This window comes from Natronococcus pandeyae (genome assembly GCF_008122205.1).
Taxonomy (GTDB): Archaea; Halobacteriota; Halobacteria; order Halobacteriales; family Natrialbaceae; genus Natronococcus; species Natronococcus pandeyae.
This window is the reverse complement of record NZ_PHNJ01000001.1, coordinates 219,576-235,796: the sequence shown is the minus strand read 5'-3', so window position 1 is coordinate 235,796 and position 16,221 is coordinate 219,576. Positions and strand designations below refer to the sequence as shown.

Below are 16,221 nucleotides of genomic sequence, written 5' to 3'. Positions count from 1 at the left end.
ACGCGGTATGCAGCTTCCATCGATCGGTCTCGGCACGATGGGTATCGACGATCCCGACACGATCGCGACGGCCCTGGAACTCGGCTACGACCACCTCGACACGGCACAAATTTACGAGAACGAGGCCGTCGTCGGTGAGGGACTGGCCCGCAGCGACGTCCCTCGCGAGGACGTCCTCGTCGCGACGAAGGTTTGGGCCGACAGCCTCGCGCCCGAAGACGTCCACCGAACGACCGAGGAGAGCCTCGAGCGACTGGGACTCGATCGTGTCGACCTGCTGTACGTCCACCGACCGATCGAGACGTACGACCCCGAACGGACGCTGCCGGCGTTCGACGAACTGTCCGACGAAGGCACAATCGGCGGCGTCGGAGTGAGCAACTTTTCGGTACCCGAACTCGAAACCGCGCAGGATGTCCTCGAGGAACCGATCGCGGCCCACCAGGTCGAGTACCACCCGCTGTTCCAGCCCAAGGATCTCCTCGCGCACGCACGCGAACACGGCTATCCGCTGGTGGCCTACTCGCCGCTCGCCAACGGCCGCGCCGGCGAGATCGACGCGGTCGTCGCCGTCGCCGAGAGCCACGAGACGACGCCGGAAGCGGTCTGCCTCGCGTGGCTGGCCGCGAAAGACGGCGTCGTGACGATTCCGAAATCGAGCAGCCGCGAACATCTGGAGGCGAACCTCGAGGCGCTGGAGCTCGACCTCGAGTCGGACGAACTCGAGCGAATCGATGCTATCGAGCGAACCGAGGAGCTGTTTCCGGAGTAGTGACTCGAAACTCGATCAACCAGTGCACGGCGGCGCGTGCTGGACGACAGTGAGCGAAGCGAGGCGCGAGTAGCGCGAGCGCCTCGGAAAGCGAGCGGTGACCGAGGGGAACCGCGAGCCTCGGGCGAACTGTCGTCCAACGTCGCGCGAGGGATGAGTGAGGGAGCGACGCGACCGAACGAATCGGCTGGGGAGGGTGTGGCGATTCCTCGTTGCCAGCAACAAGTGCGTATTCGTTTCTCTCGAATCATGATAACGGAGCGATTCGGTTACCGACAACACGGGTGAACTGACCTGGGTTACTTCGAAGGCAGCCAGAAGGTGTTCCACAACTCGTGGACACAAGGGGTCTCCACGCCCTCCCCAGCCGATTCGTTCGCTCGCAGGCTCGCTCACTCATCCCTCGCACGGCATCGACCGACGGCTCACGCTCCGTTCACCGTCGGTCAGCGCGCGCCACCGCTGAGATGAGGTCGTCTGGACGAGGCAGACGCCGTCCGTAACGCGAGTGTCACGACGAAATCCGATACCGAAGCCGTCCTTCCGGCACCGTTCTGAACTCGTCAGCAACCGAGATGCTTCGCGACCGATCCAGAGAGCGGATGCCAAACCCAAACCCTTGTCTTGTCGCGGTCACTCGAGGCGAACATGACCGACCTCGCCGACTCGCCGGCGGTTCGCCGGCTTGCCGACTGGGACCACGAGCGACTCGAGTCCCTCGCCGACGAGCACGACACGCCGCTGTACGTGATGGATCTCGACCGCGTGAAGGAGAACTACACCCGTTTCGCCGCCGAGTTCCCCGACGCCGACGTCATGTACGCCGCGAAGGCCCACACGGGCAAGGCGGTCCTCGAGGCCGTCCTCGAGGCCGGCGCCGACATCGAGTGTGCGGCCTGGGGCGAACTCCAGCGCTCGATCGACGCCGGCGCGGACCCGAACACGCTGCAGTACACCGCCGTCAACCCGCCGGATCACGATCTGGACTACGCCGTCGACCTCGCCGCCGAGGCGCCCGGACTAACGATCACGATCGGTGCGTCCGACACGCTCGAGCGCCTCGCCGAGCGGGGGTACGACGGCCGGATCGCGATCCGCATCAACCCCGGCATCGGGACGGGCCACCACGAGAAGGTCGCTACCGGCGCCGACGCGAAGTTCGGCATTCCCTACGAACAGGTGCCCGAAGTCGCGGACCAGGTCCGCGAGGGGTTCGACCTCGTCGGGCTTCACGCCCACGCCGGCAGCGGGGTGCTGACCGAGGGGCTCGAGGACCACTGCCGGGCGATCGAACGAGTCGGCGAGATGGCCCGCCGCGTCGGCGACGCGGACCTCGAGTTCGTCGACGTCGGCGGCGGCTACGGCGTGCCCTACCGCGAGGACGAGGAACCGCTGGACCTCGAGCGTACGTCGGAGATGGTCCGCGACGCGGTCGGTGACCTCGACGCGACGCTCAAACTCGAGCCCGGCCGGTACGTCGTCGCCGATGCGGGGCTCATCCTGAGCGAGGTCAACACGATCAAGGAGGCTCCGGACACGACGGTCGTCGGCATCGACGCCAGCCTGGCGACGCTCATCCGGCCGGCGATGTTCGGCTCCTATCATCCCATGCTGAACGTCAGTGCGCCGGACCGCGACCCGCATCCGGTCACCGTCGGCGGCCCGGTCTGTACCAGCGCGGACGTCTTCGCCCACGATCGGCCCGTCGCCCGGCCCGAACGCGGCGATATCGTCGCCATCGGCAACGCCGGCTCCTACGGCTACGAACTGGCCAGCCAGTTCCACTCCCAGCCTCGACCCGCCGAAGTAGCACTCGAGGACGGCGAGGCCCGCGTCGCCCGGCGACGCGAGACGCTCGAGGACGTGACCCGCGTCGAGCAGTGACCGCTCGGCCATGCTGACGGTCACGGGTCCGAGAACGACCGCGTGATACCTTTAGACGGCTGGCTCCCGTAGAGCCGGGTATGAGCGACCGCCCGTCGGCTCGAGACACGGAAGTCCTCGTCCCGCGCCTGGCCGGACTCGCCGCCGTACTCGGCACCTGGATCTTCTGGTCAGGCGTCTTCTTTACGGGATTCGGCTGGATCGTCACGAACAACGTCATCGTCGGCGCCGTGATCGCCACCCTCGCCGCCTACACCGCGGCCCGTCCAGCAGGTGGACGGCTCCCGCCGCTCGCCGCGCCGCTACTGATCGTTCCACTGGGGTTGTGGACCGCTGCTGCGCCGTTCGTCTTCGAGCAGACGATGGCGTTCCCGCCCTCGATCGATCTCCTGTTCTGGAGTAACATCGTCGCGGGCGCGCTCGTCGCGCTGCTGGGCGCCGTCAGCGTCTACGGCAGCTGGCAGCTCGGAACGACGGCGACGACTGGCACGGGCGGGGATTAATAAAACGCGATTTCGGCTCACAGCTCCCGCTCCATCTCGACGACCGTCCCGGTCACGCCCGTCGATTCCTCACCCGAGAACTCGTGTTCGAACTCCCGAACGCGTTCGTAGCCCCGCGCCTCGTAGAACGGGACGGCATTTCGCGACGCCGACAGCCCGAGCGTTTCGACGCCGGACCGACGGGCTCGGCGCTCGAGTTCGTCGTAGATCGCGGAGCCGACGCCCTGCCGAGCGACCGACGGGTCGACGTAGAGGCCGGTGATCTCGGCGTCGACGTCGGCCTCGTATCTGCCGGGCGGTTCCGGCGCGAGCGAACCGAAGCCGACGACGGCGCCGTCGCGCTCGGCGACGAGAAACTCGAGGTCCCGGATCGCACGCTCGTAATCGGCCGACTCACAGCCGGCCGCCCACGCGTCGACCTGCTCCGTCGTGTAGGCGTCCGTCCCGAGTCCCCTGATCGAACGAACGTGGACCTCACGGATGGCCTCGGCGTCGGCAGGGACCGCGTCGCGGACCTCCATCGAGGGCGATTTCGAGGGACATTCCCATCAGCGTACCGCCGATATGCGTGCGCTTATCACTCGCCGTTCGAAAGGAACGACATCGACGAGCCGTCGCTGCGACGACGGTGAATACCCATGAGTTTCGACATCACCACCTTCCACGCCGACGCCGTCGGGACGCCCTCCCACGAGGACGTTTCCGAGATGCGCGAACTGGTGCTCGAGACGCTCCGAGACGCCGGGCTCGAGCCGACCGTGGACGAGCGCGGCAGCGTCCTCGCCAGCCGCGGGACCGACGACGGAACGCACGTCGTCCTGAATACGCACGTCGACACCGTGGCACCGCACGTTCCCTACCGGCGCGACGGTGACACCGTCTACGGCCGAGGATCCTGCGACGCGAAGGGGCCGCTCGCCGCCCTGCTCGCCGCGTTCCTCCGAGTCGAGCCGACCGACGGCCGAGTCACGCTGGCGCTGACCCCCGACGAGGAGACGCTGATGACCGGCGCCGAACGCCTGCAGGAGACGCTGTCCGCCGACGGCTACATCGTCGGCGAGCCGACCGGGTTCGACGTCTGCATCGCCGCCCGCGGACAGTGCGAAGGGACGATCACCCTCGAGGGCGAGGCCGGCCACGCGGCGAGCGTTTCCGCCGATCGGAACCCGGTGTTCGGACTCCCCAACGTGCTCGAGGCGCTGCGCGCCTACGACGACGAGGCCGGCCCGGAGCCGGATCCGGTGCTCGGCTCGCCGAAGCTGACGCCGACGGTGCTCGCCGGCGGCGAGGCGCCGAATCGCGTTCCCGAATCCTGTCGAGTGACCTTCGACCGGCGGAACGTGCCGCCGGAGACCAGCGATTCGTTCCGCGAGAATCTCGAGGCGTTCCTCGAGTTCCGCGTCCCCGACGACCTGTCGGTCTCGGTCGACCTGATTCGTCCGGATACGCCGTTTCCCGACCCGTTCGTGACCGACGAGGACGACCGGCTGGTGCAGGTTCTGCAAGAAGCGAGCGGCGGTGACGTCCGCCCGTTCGGCGCGGCGACGGAGGCCTCGTTCTTCGCACGTGACGCGCCGACCGTCGTCTTCGGGCCGGGCCTACTCGCCGACGAAGAGGGGCCGGTTGCCCACGCCGAACGCGAGTACGTTCGAGTATCCGAGCTCGAGGCTGCCGCCGAGGCCGTCGAAGCGACGCTCGAGTCGCTTCTCGGCTAACGTCCTTCCGCCCGCTCGAGCGACGACGCCGAACCATAGGCGAACTGGTTCTTTGAACTACACTTACGTCCAAGTGTGTCAATGGTAATCACATGCAGTGTTGTGAGCCACACGAACCGGACCGAACCGACTCGACCGTGCTCGAGGGGCAAACGGGGACGACGGGCGACGAAATGCACCCGGAGGGGCGATAGATGGTCGACGACGATGCGCTCTCGAGCGACGAGTTGGCGGTCCGCCTCAGCGACGACGAACTGGTCGTTCGCGCGACGATCGACAGACCGGATCGGCGAAACGCGCTCAACGAGGACGTGATCCGAGGACTGCAGGACGTCCTCGCGGCCGCCGACGCGGGACCGACCCGCGTCGTCGTGATTCGGGGGGCCGAGGGAACGTTCTGTTCGGGGGGCGACCTCCAGGAGTTTCCGATCGGACAGGGAACCCAGGCGTACCGCTCGAACTTCGGGGCGCTGTCCGGACTGATCGAAGCGTTACACGACACAAGCGCGCTCACCGTCGCGGCGGTCGAGGGACACTGTCTCGCGGGCGGACTCGGTCTCGCAACCGCCTGCGAGTTCGTCCTCGCGAGCGACGACGCCGTGTTCGGGACTCCCGAGGTCGACGTGGGCCTGTTCCCGGCGCAGGCGATGGCACCGATCACTCGCGCCGCGACCGAGAAGGCCGCGCTGAAGTTGCTCTTCACGGGCGAGGAAGTGTCCGCCGACCGCGCCGCCGAGATGGGGCTGGTGACCGACGTGGCGGCGGCCGACGAGTTCGACGCAGAACTCGAGTCGCTCGTCGAGACGCTTTCGCGTAACAGTCCCGTCCTGATCGAGATGGGAAAGGAGGCCTACTACGAGCAGCGCGAAATGGAGTTCGGCGCGGCGCTCGCGTACCTGAAGGAAGTGATCGCGATGATCGCGATGAGCGAGGACACCGAGGAGGGGATCGACGCGTTTCTGACCGACCGCGAACCGGAGTGGCGGGGGCGATAAAATGAGCGACACGATCTACGACCGACAGGCGTCGACGAAGGGGAACGATCCCGACAAACCGATCGTCACCGCGGCGCTGACCGGCGCGCTCACCACCCGCGACCAGTGCGAGGCGATTCCGTACACGCCGGTCGAAATCGCGGAGGAGGCGGCGGCCGCGTGTGAGGCGGGCGCGGCGGTCGTCCACATCCACGCCCGAACCGACGACGGCGCGCCGACGTTCTCGACCGAGACGTACCAGGAGATTCACGACGAGGTCCGCGCTCGGTCGGACGTCGTTCTCAACTTTTCGACCGGGGCGATCGACACGCCACTTGAGGAGCGCCTCGACTACGTTCGGGACGTCCAGCCGGAGGTCGCCGCGCTCAATATGGGGTCGATGAACTACGCGAAGTACTCGGACCGGCGCGAGGACTACGTCTTCGACATGGTGTTCGAAAACCCCTTCTCGGAGATCCGCGAGTTGCTCGCGGGGATGAACGAAGCGGGGGTGACGCCCGAACTCGAGTGTTTCGACACGGGTCACGTCGGCAATACGCGCCCACTGTTGCGAGAGGGCGTGCTCGAGCGCCCGTTTCACGCGAGCCTGATCATGGGCGTCCTCGGCGGGATTCCGGCGAGCGTGGAGAACCTGGCCCACCAGGTGCGCCAGTTGCCCGACGACTGCACCTGGCAGGTGATCGGCGTCGGCGAGGACCAGTGGCCGCTGGTCTCGGCCGCGCTCGCGATGGGTGGCAACGTCCGCGTCGGCCTCGAGGACAACTTCTACCGGCCGACCGGCGAGATGGCCGAGAGCAACGCCGACCTGGTCGCGGATGCGGTCGAGATGGCGAAACAGGTGGGCCGCGAACCGGCGACGCCCGACGAGGCACGCGATATTCTGGGCCTGGAGGCCGCGGAATGAGCTTCCCCGAAACGCCTCCCACAACCGACCTCTTCGCCGAGGACCTGCTCGCGGGCGAGGTCGCGCTCGTGACGGGTGGCGGAACGGGCATCGGAAAGGAACTCGCGCTGGCCTACGCCGACCACGGCGCGGACGTGGCGATCGCCAGTCGCTCGATGGACCACCTCGAGCCCGTCGCCGAGGAACTCGAGGCGCGTGGTGCGAACGCCTGCGCGACGACGGTGGACGTCCGGGAACCCGACGAGGTGGACGCGATGATCGAGACGGTCCTCGCGGAGCTGGGCGATCTCTCGATCCTCGTGAACAACGCTGGCGCGAACTTCCTCTGTCCGGCGGAGGACCTCTCGGCCAGCGGCTGGCGGTCGGTCGTCGGGACCATCCTCGACGGGACGGCCAACTGCACGTTCGCGGCGGGCGAGCACCTGATCGACCGTGGCGGGGGTGCGATCGTCTCGATGGGCGCGACGAACTCGGTTCGGGGTGCACCCTACCACGCCCACTCGGGTGCCGGCAAAGCCGGCGTGCACAACCTGATGCAAACCGTCGCCGCGGAGTGGGCGCCACACGGTATCCGGGCGAACACGGTCGCGCCGGGCGTGATCCGAACCGAGGGCGTCACGGACGTGATGGGCGAGGCCGTCGCGGAGCAGGTGATCGAGGACGACCTCGCCGCAGACAGGCTCGGAACCCCCGCCGACTGCGTTTCCGTCGCGCTGTTTCTCTCGAGTCCGGCCGCATCGTACGTGACGGGGTCGTACTACGCGGTCGACGGCGGGCAGTTGCTGGCGCCGACGCCGGTGTAGCCGGCCGTCCGAATCACTGCCCCGTCGGCTCAGAACAGCACCGTTCCGTGATGTCGGTCGCGCTCCGTCCGGCGCTTTCCGCGAAGCGTCCGCAATCGCGCCTCGAGTTGCTCCCGAAGGTCCCCTGCGGGCAGCAGTTCGTCGACCTGCATCTTCGCGGCCTGGGCCTGGATGTCGATCTGCTCGTCGTACTCCTCGAGCATGGCCTCCTTGAACGCCTCGCGGGATTCGGGGTCCATCTCGGCGAGCTGTTCGGAAAAAAGGGCGTTGACGGCGGCGTCCGGACCCATCACGGCGATTTCGGCGCTCGGAAGGGCGAGGGTGGCGTCGGGTTCGAAGGAGGGGCCCGCCATCGCGTAAATGCCTGCACCGTAGGCCTTGCGGGTGACGACGCACAGTTTCGGAACCTGTGCGTTCGAGGTCGCGTAGATGAACTTCCGGCCCTTCTGAAGGACGCCCTCGCGTTCGACCTGCGAGCCGACCATAAAGCCGGGGGTGTCACAGAGGTAGACGATCGGGATGCCGAACGCGTCGCAGGTCCAGACGAAGCCCGCACCCTTCTCGGCGGAATCCGGAAAGATCGCACCGCTTTTGGCCGCGGGCTGGTTCGCGACGATCCCGACCGGTCGGCCACCGATGCGCGCGAGGCCGGTGACGAGTTCCGGCGCGAACCTGGGTTTGAGTTCGAACCACGTGTCGCCGTCGACCAGTCTGTCGATCACCTCGAGTACGTCGTACGCCTCGTTGGGTTCGTCGGGAATCACGGCGTCGAGTCCGTGCGGGTTCGCAGTCGGCGGCGTCGACTCGCGGGTCGGAAGCGGGGCGTCGTAGCGTTGCGGGAGATACGAGAGGAGGTTCCGTACCGCACCCGCCGCCTCGCGTTCGTCCGAGACGACCAGATCCGCGCTCCCGGACTGGGTGGCGTGGACGTCGGGCCCGCCGAGGTCTTGCATGGTCGTCTGTTCGCCGGTCACCGCCTCGACGACGCGCGGGCTGGCGATGGCCATCCCGCTGATCTCTTCGACCATGACCAGATAATCGCAGAAGACGGGCGTATAGGCCGATCCCGCGATTTCGGGTCCGTAGAGGACGCCGATCTGTGGGACCTGCCCGGAGTGGATGCACTGGTTGTAGAACATCTTCCCGCCGCGGTAGCGACCCATGTGCGTATCCCCCGGCTCTCGATCGTCCAGATTGAGTCGTGCGCCAGTCGAATCGATCAGTCGAAGGATCGGCGCGCCGGCTTCGACCGCCCGCTCCGCGAGTCGAATCTCCTTTTCGACGCCCATCATCCCGAGCGATCCGGCCTTGACGCTGTAATCGTTCGCCGCGAAAAACACCGTCCGCCCGTCGATCGTCCCGACGCCGGTGATCATCCCGTCCGCCGGCAACTCCCCGTCCGCGTCGTGTCTGGCGAACGTCCCGTCCTCGTACTCGATCTCGTCGAAGAGCAACTCGAGTCGGTCCCTGACGAACAGCTTCCCCAGTTCCTCGAGTTTCTCGTGGCCGCGCTCGGGGCCCCCAGTCAGAATCGTCTCGATTTCGTCGCGAAGCCGCTGTTCTCGTTCGGTGACGACCGCGTCGTCCCAGCCGTCCTCACCCGTGCTGGCGATCGGTTCGTCGTCGACGACGAGTTCGACGGATCGTCCGAGGTGGGCCGAGAGCGCGCTGACGATCGCTCGAGCGGTCTCTTCGTCGGGAGCGCTGTCGATTGATACTTTCACGCGCGCCACCTCCGCGGGTCGCGTCCACTGGCGTCCATGGTCTGTTCATCGATACCAATTGACAAATGTATTCGGCCGCCAGCGTCGATTGAACTCCGTTTCCGTTTCCTCCTGTGGGAAAACGTAAGGGATGTGTGCGCCATTTGTTGTCAACAGGCATGGACTACACCGAGACCGAGGAACAACAGCTTATCCGTGACAGCGTCCGGGAGATCTCCGGAGATTACGACTGGAGCTACTGGAAGGAGCGAATCGAAGGGAAGGAGTTTCCCGAGGAGTACTGGGCCGACCTGGCTCGAGACGGCTGGCTCGGTGTCACGATTCCGGAGGAGTACGGCGGTGCGGGTCTGGGCATGCTCGAGATGTCGATGGTTATCGAAGAACTCTCGCGCGGTGGCGGTCAGGGCGGGATCATCTTCGTGCTAACGCCGGTCTTCGGCGGAATCAGCATCGAACGCCACGGCACGGACGAGCAAAAAGAGCGCTACCTGCCAGCCATCGCGGACGGCGACATGCGTTTCTGTATGGGCCTGACGGAGGCCGGCGCGGGGACGAACACGCTCAACATCGAGACGAGGGCCGAGCGCGACGGCGAGGAGTTCGTCCTCTCGGGGCAGAAGATGTGGATCAGCGGGGTGGAAAACGCCGACGAGATGCTGTTGATCGCCCGGACCTCCGAGTTCGACTCGAGCGATCCGACCCACGGCCTGTCGATGTTTCTCGTCCCCGACCCCGCCGAGCAAGACGGCATCTCACTGACGCCGCTCGACGTCGAGGTGCCGTGGTTCGAGACGCAGTACCAGGTCGATATCGACGGACTGCGGGTCCACGAAGATCGGATTCTCGGGGCGGAAGACGGTGGCCTCTACCTGCTGTGGGATACGCTGAACACGGAACGCATCGCGGGGGCGGCGAGCGCTGTCGGCGGCGGCCTCCGGGCGGTCGACCTCGCCGTCGACTACGCGAACGATCGGTCGGTGTTCGGCCAGAAAATCGGCTCCCATCAGGCGATTCAACATCCCCTCGCCGACGCCTACGCCGAACTGTGCTGTGCCCGCGAAATGACCTACAAAGCCGCCTCGAAGTGGGACCAGGGCGAAGACGCCGGCGCAGAGGCGAATATGGCGAAACTTCGCTCGAGCGAGGCGGCCACGAAAGCGGCGGATCAGGCGGTCCAGACCCACGGCGGCAACGGATTCTCCGCCGACTACGAGGTCTACGACATCTGGCAGAACTCGCGGCTGCTGAAGACCGTCCCGATCACGAACGAGATGGTCCGCAACTTCCTCGCCGAGCACACCCTCGGCCTGCCCCGGTCGTACTGAGGCGCTGGTGCGGGTGGCGCAGCGGCCTCGTTCGAGGCCCGACGCTCGTTCAGACGTTCAGAGATCGTCCCCGCTCGAGGACAGCGGCCCGTCGAGGCGTTCGTCGACCTCCTCCTCGAGAACGTAGCGCTGGACCTTCTGGGTCGCGCTACGCGGGAGTTCGTCCACGAAGAAGATCCGCCGCGGATGGGCGTAGGTGGCGACGCGCTCGAGGGCGAACCTGCGCAGATCGGTTTCCCCGGTATCCGTACCCTCCTCAGGGACGACGAACGCAACTGGTGCCTGGCCTTTAATTTCGTGTGGCGCGCCGACGACCGCGGCTTCGGCGACGTCGGGGTGTTCGTAGAGGGCGTCTTCGACCTCGGCGGGGTAGACGTTGTTGCCGCCGGTGATGATCATGTCGTCCGCGCGGTCGACCATCCAGAAGTAGCCGTCTTTTCGGGCTGGTTGTAGTAGCCTTCGAAGACGTTCGGTCCCCTGATCGCCAGCTCGCCGGTGACCGCGTCTTCGTCGTCGAAATCGATATCGGGGTCCGGGATCGGCTCCAGATCGTCGGGCGAAATTTTCGTCTCGCGGGTCGCCGGATCGACGATTTTGAGTTCGATCCCCGGCAGCGGCGGACCGATACAGCCCGCTTCCTTTCTGACGCCGTGGGCTGACTCGAGGGTTCCCGCTGGCGCTGTTTCGGTCATTCCCCAGCCCTCGATGACGGGGACGTTCCAGGCCTCTTCGATCGTTCGACGAACCTCCTCGGCGAGCGGCGCGGCCGCGCAGGTCACGTCGTCGAGCGACGAGAGGTCGTACTCCTCCGGGTTCTCGCGGTACTCCCGGAACATCATGTTGTACATCGCCGGGACGCCGGCGAACTTCGTCAACTCGTGGTCCTCGATAGCGGTCAGCATGCTGACCGGTTCGGGTTCGGGCTGCAGCACCATCTTTCCGCCGCGATAGATGAACGAGCCCAGCAGGGCGTTGAGGGCGTAGATGTGAAACAGCGGCAACACGAGCAGGATCGAATCGTCCGCGTCGATCGACAGCCCGCCCCTGCTGTAACTCTCGAGCGTCGACAGCACGTTTCGGTGGCTGAGCATGACGCCCTTCGGCCGTCCGGTCGTGCCGCTCGTGTAGGGCTGGACACAGATGTCGCTCGAGTCGCGCTCGACGGGGTCGAATTCGTCGTCGGCCTCCATCGTCGCGTGCGAGTAGTTGATGATGCCCTGCTCTTCGTCCGCGACACCGGGAAGAAACAGCGTGTCGACGCCTGTAGCCGACGCGAGTTCCTGCGCTTCGTCGGCGAGGAACGCCGACGCGATCATCGTGTCGATTCCAGCGTCCTGAATCACGTAGCCCAGCGTCTCCGAATCCATCCGCAGATTCAACGGTGTCGCGACCGCACCCGCTTTGATGATTCCGAAGTACGCTGACGGGAACTGCGTCGTGTTCGGGATGAACAGACCCACGCGATCACCCGGTTCGACGCCGTGGTCGACCAGCACGTTCGCGACACGGTTCGCCTGCGTTTCGAACTCCCGGTACGACTGGTCGCTCCCCATAAAGGAGAACGCGGTCTTCTCGCCGTAGCGATCCGCTGCCATCGTCGGCACCGTCCCCATGTGCTCGAGCCGATCCCCGTGATGATATTCCATGGTACGTATGGCCATACCATATGTTGTGTAATAAAATATCAGTAGTAGACCAGTTCACTCGGACTCGACAGGAGAACCGACTGGTGGAGTCCTCCGCGATGCGAGCGGCGGCGACGTCCGCCCGTTCGGAGCGGCGAGGAGGCGTCCGTTTTTGCGACAGACGTGCCGACCGTCGAGCGCGTCGCGATCACACTCCACTACAACCACCTTTCCGTGATGGCCTGTTTCGGCGTTCTCGAATACGATTCCGTGGCGCGGCGAGTCGATCCATCTGGAGTTCCGGTAGCCATCGTGTGCGGAGACCAGATCGAACTCGACCAGCTATGAACGTCGCGCTCGAGGTCGCCGGCTCGTTCCCACCATTCGCGTAGAGCGAACGCGTACCCTCCGTACAGCAGTTCTTTGGCACGATCCTACGGGTATCGAACGTCTCGTCCTCACCTGGCGACGATTCCGGTCGCCGTACGTGCGGACGCGGGGAGCGATCGGCGTCTCCGGGCCTCGATACCGCAGAAAGGAGGTCTCACCACCTGGTCGAGATGTACAACAGAATAATCATACAGACGATCCCGATGAGAAAGAGCAGGATCGTGGCGATTTCCGGGAAGAGCGCCTCGAACATGGTCGACGATTAGCGTCCGGCGCTCAAATCAGTACTGATCGACGCTCCCGAATCCGGGCGTCGCTACTGCTGGCCGTCGACCAGGTCGCTCGCGACGCCGGTGTACCCCGTCGGCGTCAGCTCCCGAAGCTCTTCGCGGACCGCCTCGTCCACCTCGAGGTCGGCGAACAATTCGTGGAAGTCCTCGAGCGAGACCTCCCGCCCGCGGGTGAGTTCCTTGACGCGCTCGTAGGCGTCTTCCTGGCCCTCCCGCCGGAGGATCGTCTGGACCGCCTCGCCGATGATCTCGGGGGTGTCTTCGAGTTCCGCCCGCATCACGTGCGCGTTGGGGACGACCTTCCCGAGACCGGCGGCGGTCTTGTCGTAGCCGATCAGACAGTGGGCGAGCGCGGCGCCCACGTTGCGCTTGACCGTCGAGTCCGAGAGGTCGCGCTGGAGCCGCGAGGTCGTGACGTAGTCGGCGAGGAAAGCGAGATCCGAGTTCGCCTTCGAGAGGTTGCCCTCGCTGTTCTCGAAGTCGATCGGGTTGACCTTGTGGGGCATCGTCGAGGAGCCGGTCTCGCCGGCGACAGTCTCCTGGCCGAGGTAGCGATCCGAGACGTAGAGCCACATGTCCAGATCCAGGTCCAGCAGGACGTCGTTCGCACCGCGGAAGGCGTCGAACAGCGCCGCGAGGTCGTCACAGGGATTGACCTGCGTCGTAAGCGGGACGAACTCGAGGCCCAGTCCCGTAACGAACTCCTCGGCGAACGCTGGCCAGTCGACGTCGGGGTACGCCGCGACGTGGGCGGCGTAGGTGCCCGACGCGCCGCCGAGCTTTCCGCTGAGATCGTCCGTCGCCTCCCGAATTCGACCGGTCGTCCGACCTAGCCGGGCCGCGTAGACAGCCATCTCCTTGCCGAACGTCGTCGGCGTCGCGGGCTGGCCGTGCGTGCGAGCGAGCATCGGCAGGTCGCGGTGCTCGCGGGCCATCTCCGCGAGCGTCTCCTGGACCTCGTACAGCGTCGGCAGCAACACCTCGTCGACGGCGTCCCGGACGAGCAGCCGGTGGGCGAGATTGTTCACGTCCTCGCTGGTCAGCCCGAAGTGGATCCAGGCCGAAGCGTCGCTCTCCTCGGGGAGCCGGTGGCGGACGAAGTACTCGACGGCTTTGACGTCGTGGTTCGTCGCGTCGAACTCCTCGTAGCCCTCGGTCTCGAGAGTCTTGATCAACCGGGCGTCCTCCTCGGCGAAGTGTTTGTACAGGCCGCGCAGGTGTTCGCGTTCGTCGAGGTCGAGTTCGAGCGGCGTCGCCTCGAGGTCGGCTAGCGCGATCAGGAACTCGACTTCGACGCGGACGCGGGCGCGCATGAGCGCGGCCTCGCTGGCGTACGGCGAGAGCCGTTCGGTCCGGCCTCCGTACCGGCCGTCCAGCGGCGAGACGGCGTACAGCGCGTTGGTGTCGGTCATCGTTCGGATGCTTTCCAGCGCGGTGCAAAAACGTATCGAAACGGGAAGCCACGAGCGTGCATACATCAACGATGTCGTGCCGAAATACTGCCTCAGCAATGCGAGATTGTGTATAAGACGGCGATCGAGACCGCAACCACTTTCCCCTTCGCGGGCACGGGTTCGACTATGACGCGAATCGCCGGGATGGCCGGCAACCGAGGGCGCAACCTGTTGAACGTCGCCGACCGACGGCCGGGCGGGGCCGAACTCGCCGTCGTGCTCACGAACAGCGAGGATGCACCGGTGCTCGAGGCCGCGGCCGAGCGCGGAATCCCCACGGAAGTCGTCCCGCTCGAGGACGGGATGAGCCGCCGGGAGCACGAACGAGCAGTCAACGAGGCCCTGTCCGGGTACGAGTTCGACCTCGTCTGCCTGGACGGCTACATGCGCATCCTCTCGGACACCTTCCTCGAGGCCCAGCCGACGACGCTGAACGTCCACCCCTCGCTGCTGCCATCGTTCCCCGGCACGGACGCCTGGGGCGACGCGCTCGAGGCCGGCGTCTCGGTGACCGGCTGTACGGTCCACGTCGTCACCGACGCGACCGACGAGGACGGGAACGTCCTCGAGAGCGAGGTCGACGCCGGTCCGATCGTCACCCAGGAACCGATCCCGGTCTACGAAGGCGACGACGAGGAGACGCTGAAGGAGCGCGTCCTCTACGAGGGCGAGTTCCGCGCGTACCCGCGGGCGGTGAACTGGTTCGCCGAGGGTGCCGTCGATGTGGACCTCGCCGCGGGTGAGGTCGACGTGGAACTCGATCGAACGGGCGAGGACGGACTTCCCGCGCGACGACTGGTCTCGAGCGACCGCGCCGACACGCTCCGCTACGGCGAGAACCCCCACCAGGACGCCGCGGTCTACACCGACTACACCTGCGACGAGGCCAGCGTCGTCCACGCCGACCAGCTAAACGAGGGCGCGAAGGCACTTTCGTACAACAACTACAACGACGCCGACGGCGCGCTGAACCTGATCAAGGAGTTCGACGAGCCCGCTGCGGCGGTCATCAAACACACCAACCCGGCCGGCTGTGCGACCGCGGATACCCTCGCCGAGGCGTACGAAAGAGCGCTCTCGACCGACCCGATGAGCGCCTTCGGCGGCATCGTCGCCCTGAATCGCGAGTGCGACGCCGAGACCGCCGAACAGGTGATCGACTCGTTCAAGGAGGTCGTCGTCGCACCGGGCTACACCGACGACGCGCTCGAGGTGCTCTGCGAGAAGGAGAACCTGCGAGTTCTCGATGTCGGTGAACTCGGAGCGCGAACTGAGCGCTTTACCGAGAAGCCGCTCGTCGGCGGCCGGCTCGTCCAGGAGCGTGACTTCCAGTCGATTTCGGTCGACGACCTCGAGGTCGTCACCGAGCGCGAGCCGACCGACGAAGAACTCGAGTCGATGGTCTTCGCCTGGCAGACGCTCAAACACGTGAAGTCCAACGGCATCCTGTTCACGAAGGGTACCGAGACGGTCGGCGTCGGGATGGGCCAGGTCTCCCGCGTCGACGCAGTTCGCCTCGCGGCGATGAAAGCCGACGAGCACGCCGAGGGGAAGGACGCCGAAGGCGCCGTCATGGCCTCCGACGCCTTCTTCCCGTTCCCGGACGGGATCGAGGAAGCCGCCGAAGCGGGTATCGAAGCGGTCGTCCAGCCCGGCGGCTCGGTCAACGACGACGACGTGATCGAGGCCGCGGACGAACACGGTATCGCGATGGCGTTTACGGGCCAGCGATCGTTCAGACACGACTAACACCCGCGACCGAGCGGATTTTTGCTCGAGATTTCCCAGGAGTGGTGAGCGAACAGAGCGAGCGTACTTTTCGAACACGCCCGATCGG

At 66.1% G+C, this 16,221-nt stretch carries 14 protein-coding genes; 9 read left to right on the top strand and 5 right to left on the bottom strand.

Annotated elements, in window-relative coordinates:
- Positions 1-7: 7 nt before the first annotated feature.
- The 3 genes from CV102_RS01200 to CV102_RS01190 all read left to right on the top strand — a co-directional run bounded on the left by CV102_RS01200 (position 8) and on the right by CV102_RS01190 (position 3,159).
- Positions 8-772, top strand: a complete 765-nt coding sequence (locus tag CV102_RS01200) for an aldo/keto reductase (protein ID WP_148855995.1) — start codon at positions 8-10, stop codon at positions 770-772.
- A 648-nt stretch (positions 773-1,420) separates the two neighbouring features.
- Positions 1,421-2,656 (top strand): diaminopimelate decarboxylase, encoded by a 1,236-nt coding sequence (lysA, locus tag CV102_RS01195; RefSeq protein WP_148855993.1) that lies wholly within the window; start codon positions 1,421-1,423, stop codon positions 2,654-2,656.
- An 80-nt stretch (positions 2,657-2,736) separates the two neighbouring features.
- The gene (locus tag CV102_RS01190; RefSeq protein WP_148855991.1) at positions 2,737-3,159 is read left to right on the top strand and encodes an SPW repeat domain-containing protein; all 423 of its coding nucleotides are present in this window, start codon (positions 2,737-2,739) and stop codon (positions 3,157-3,159) included.
- 17 nt (positions 3,160-3,176) lie between these two features.
- On the opposite strand, the gene CV102_RS01185 is transcribed toward CV102_RS01190, so the two are convergent.
- Complete coding sequence (locus CV102_RS01185; RefSeq protein WP_148855989.1) at positions 3,177-3,680, bottom strand: GNAT family N-acetyltransferase; 504 nt, start codon at positions 3,678-3,680, stop codon at positions 3,177-3,179.
- A 117-nt stretch (positions 3,681-3,797) separates the two neighbouring features.
- Here CV102_RS01185 and CV102_RS01180 point away from each other — a divergent pair, with 117 nt between their 5' ends.
- From CV102_RS01180 to CV102_RS01165, 4 genes are all read left to right on the top strand, one after another.
- A complete protein-coding gene (locus tag CV102_RS01180) occupies positions 3,798-4,874 on the top strand; it encodes a M20/M25/M40 family metallo-hydrolase (RefSeq protein WP_148855987.1) in 1,077 nt (358 codons plus the stop codon).
- 194 nt (positions 4,875-5,068) lie between these two features.
- On the top strand, positions 5,069-5,869 hold the full coding sequence (locus CV102_RS01175) for an enoyl-CoA hydratase/isomerase family protein (RefSeq protein WP_148855985.1): 801 nt from the start codon (positions 5,069-5,071) through the stop codon (positions 5,867-5,869).
- Position 5,870: 1 nt separating this feature from the next.
- The gene (locus CV102_RS01170) at positions 5,871-6,773 is read left to right on the top strand and encodes a BKACE family enzyme (protein WP_148855983.1); all 903 of its coding nucleotides are present in this window, start codon (positions 5,871-5,873) and stop codon (positions 6,771-6,773) included.
- Positions 6,770-7,576 carry an SDR family oxidoreductase gene (locus CV102_RS01165; protein ID WP_148855981.1) on the top strand — a complete coding sequence of 269 codons (807 nt, stop codon included), beginning with the start codon at positions 6,770-6,772 and terminating at the stop codon, positions 7,574-7,576. Before CV102_RS01170 ends, CV102_RS01165 begins: the two co-directional genes overlap by 4 nt.
- A gap of 29 nt (positions 7,577-7,605) precedes the next feature.
- On the opposite strand, the gene CV102_RS01160 is transcribed toward CV102_RS01165, so the two are convergent.
- Complete coding sequence (locus tag CV102_RS01160) at positions 7,606-9,300, bottom strand: acyl-CoA carboxylase subunit beta (RefSeq protein WP_148855979.1); 1,695 nt, start codon at positions 9,298-9,300, stop codon at positions 7,606-7,608.
- A gap of 158 nt (positions 9,301-9,458) precedes the next feature.
- On the opposite strand from CV102_RS01160, the gene CV102_RS01155 reads away from it, so the two are divergent.
- Positions 9,459-10,625, top strand: a complete 1,167-nt coding sequence (locus tag CV102_RS01155) for an acyl-CoA dehydrogenase family protein (protein WP_148855977.1) — start codon at positions 9,459-9,461, stop codon at positions 10,623-10,625.
- A 57-nt stretch (positions 10,626-10,682) separates the two neighbouring features.
- Here the strand turns inward: CV102_RS01155 and CV102_RS26350 are convergent, their stop codons facing one another.
- The 3 genes from CV102_RS26350 to purB form a co-directional block, all read right to left on the bottom strand.
- Entirely contained in the window at positions 10,683-11,045 is a 363-nt protein-coding gene (locus CV102_RS26350) for a class I adenylate-forming enzyme family protein (RefSeq protein ID WP_222863679.1), read from the bottom strand.
- Positions 11,021-12,271, bottom strand: a complete 1,251-nt coding sequence (locus tag CV102_RS01150) for a class I adenylate-forming enzyme family protein (protein WP_222863678.1) — start codon at positions 12,269-12,271, stop codon at positions 11,021-11,023. The genes CV102_RS26350 and CV102_RS01150 overlap by 25 nt, the downstream gene beginning before the upstream one ends.
- Before the next feature lie 685 nt (positions 12,272-12,956).
- Entirely contained in the window at positions 12,957-14,342 is a 1,386-nt protein-coding gene (gene purB / locus CV102_RS01145) for an adenylosuccinate lyase (RefSeq protein WP_148855975.1), read from the bottom strand.
- Between the two features lie 168 nt (positions 14,343-14,510).
- Here purB and purH point away from each other — a divergent pair, with 168 nt between their 5' ends.
- Positions 14,511-16,133 carry a bifunctional phosphoribosylaminoimidazolecarboxamide formyltransferase/IMP cyclohydrolase gene (purH, locus tag CV102_RS01140; RefSeq protein WP_148855973.1) on the top strand — a complete coding sequence of 541 codons (1,623 nt, stop codon included), beginning with the start codon at positions 14,511-14,513 and terminating at the stop codon, positions 16,131-16,133.
- The last annotated feature ends 88 nt before the right edge of the window (positions 16,134-16,221 follow it).

What these genes read in the sequence shown, in the direction of transcription:
- CV102_RS26350 (WP_222863679.1), bottom strand. Translation starts at nt 11,045, where the DNA reads ATGGTCGACCGCGCGGACGACATGATCATCACCGGCGGCAACAACGTC.
- CV102_RS01155 (WP_148855977.1), top strand. Translation starts at nt 9,459, where the DNA reads ATGGACTACACCGAGACCGAGGAACAACAGCTTATCCGTGACAGCGTC.
- purH (WP_148855973.1), top strand. Translation starts at nt 14,511, where the DNA reads ATGACGCGAATCGCCGGGATGGCCGGCAACCGAGGGCGCAACCTGTTG.
- CV102_RS01150 (WP_222863678.1), bottom strand. Translation starts at nt 12,271, where the DNA reads ATGGAATATCATCACGGGGATCGGCTCGAGCACATGGGGACGGTGCCG.
- lysA (WP_148855993.1), top strand. Translation starts at nt 1,421, where the DNA reads ATGACCGACCTCGCCGACTCGCCGGCGGTTCGCCGGCTTGCCGACTGG.
- CV102_RS01165 (WP_148855981.1), top strand. Translation starts at nt 6,770, where the DNA reads ATGAGCTTCCCCGAAACGCCTCCCACAACCGACCTCTTCGCCGAGGAC.
- CV102_RS01185 (WP_148855989.1), bottom strand. Translation starts at nt 3,680, where the DNA reads ATGGAGGTCCGCGACGCGGTCCCTGCCGACGCCGAGGCCATCCGTGAG.
- CV102_RS01170 (WP_148855983.1), top strand. Translation starts at nt 5,871, where the DNA reads ATGAGCGACACGATCTACGACCGACAGGCGTCGACGAAGGGGAACGAT.
- purB (WP_148855975.1), bottom strand. Translation starts at nt 14,342, where the DNA reads ATGACCGACACCAACGCGCTGTACGCCGTCTCGCCGCTGGACGGCCGG.
- CV102_RS01200 (WP_148855995.1), top strand. Translation starts at nt 8, where the DNA reads ATGCAGCTTCCATCGATCGGTCTCGGCACGATGGGTATCGACGATCCC.
- CV102_RS01190 (WP_148855991.1), top strand. Translation starts at nt 2,737, where the DNA reads ATGAGCGACCGCCCGTCGGCTCGAGACACGGAAGTCCTCGTCCCGCGC.
- CV102_RS01180 (WP_148855987.1), top strand. Translation starts at nt 3,798, where the DNA reads ATGAGTTTCGACATCACCACCTTCCACGCCGACGCCGTCGGGACGCCC.
- CV102_RS01175 (WP_148855985.1), top strand. Translation starts at nt 5,069, where the DNA reads ATGGTCGACGACGATGCGCTCTCGAGCGACGAGTTGGCGGTCCGCCTC.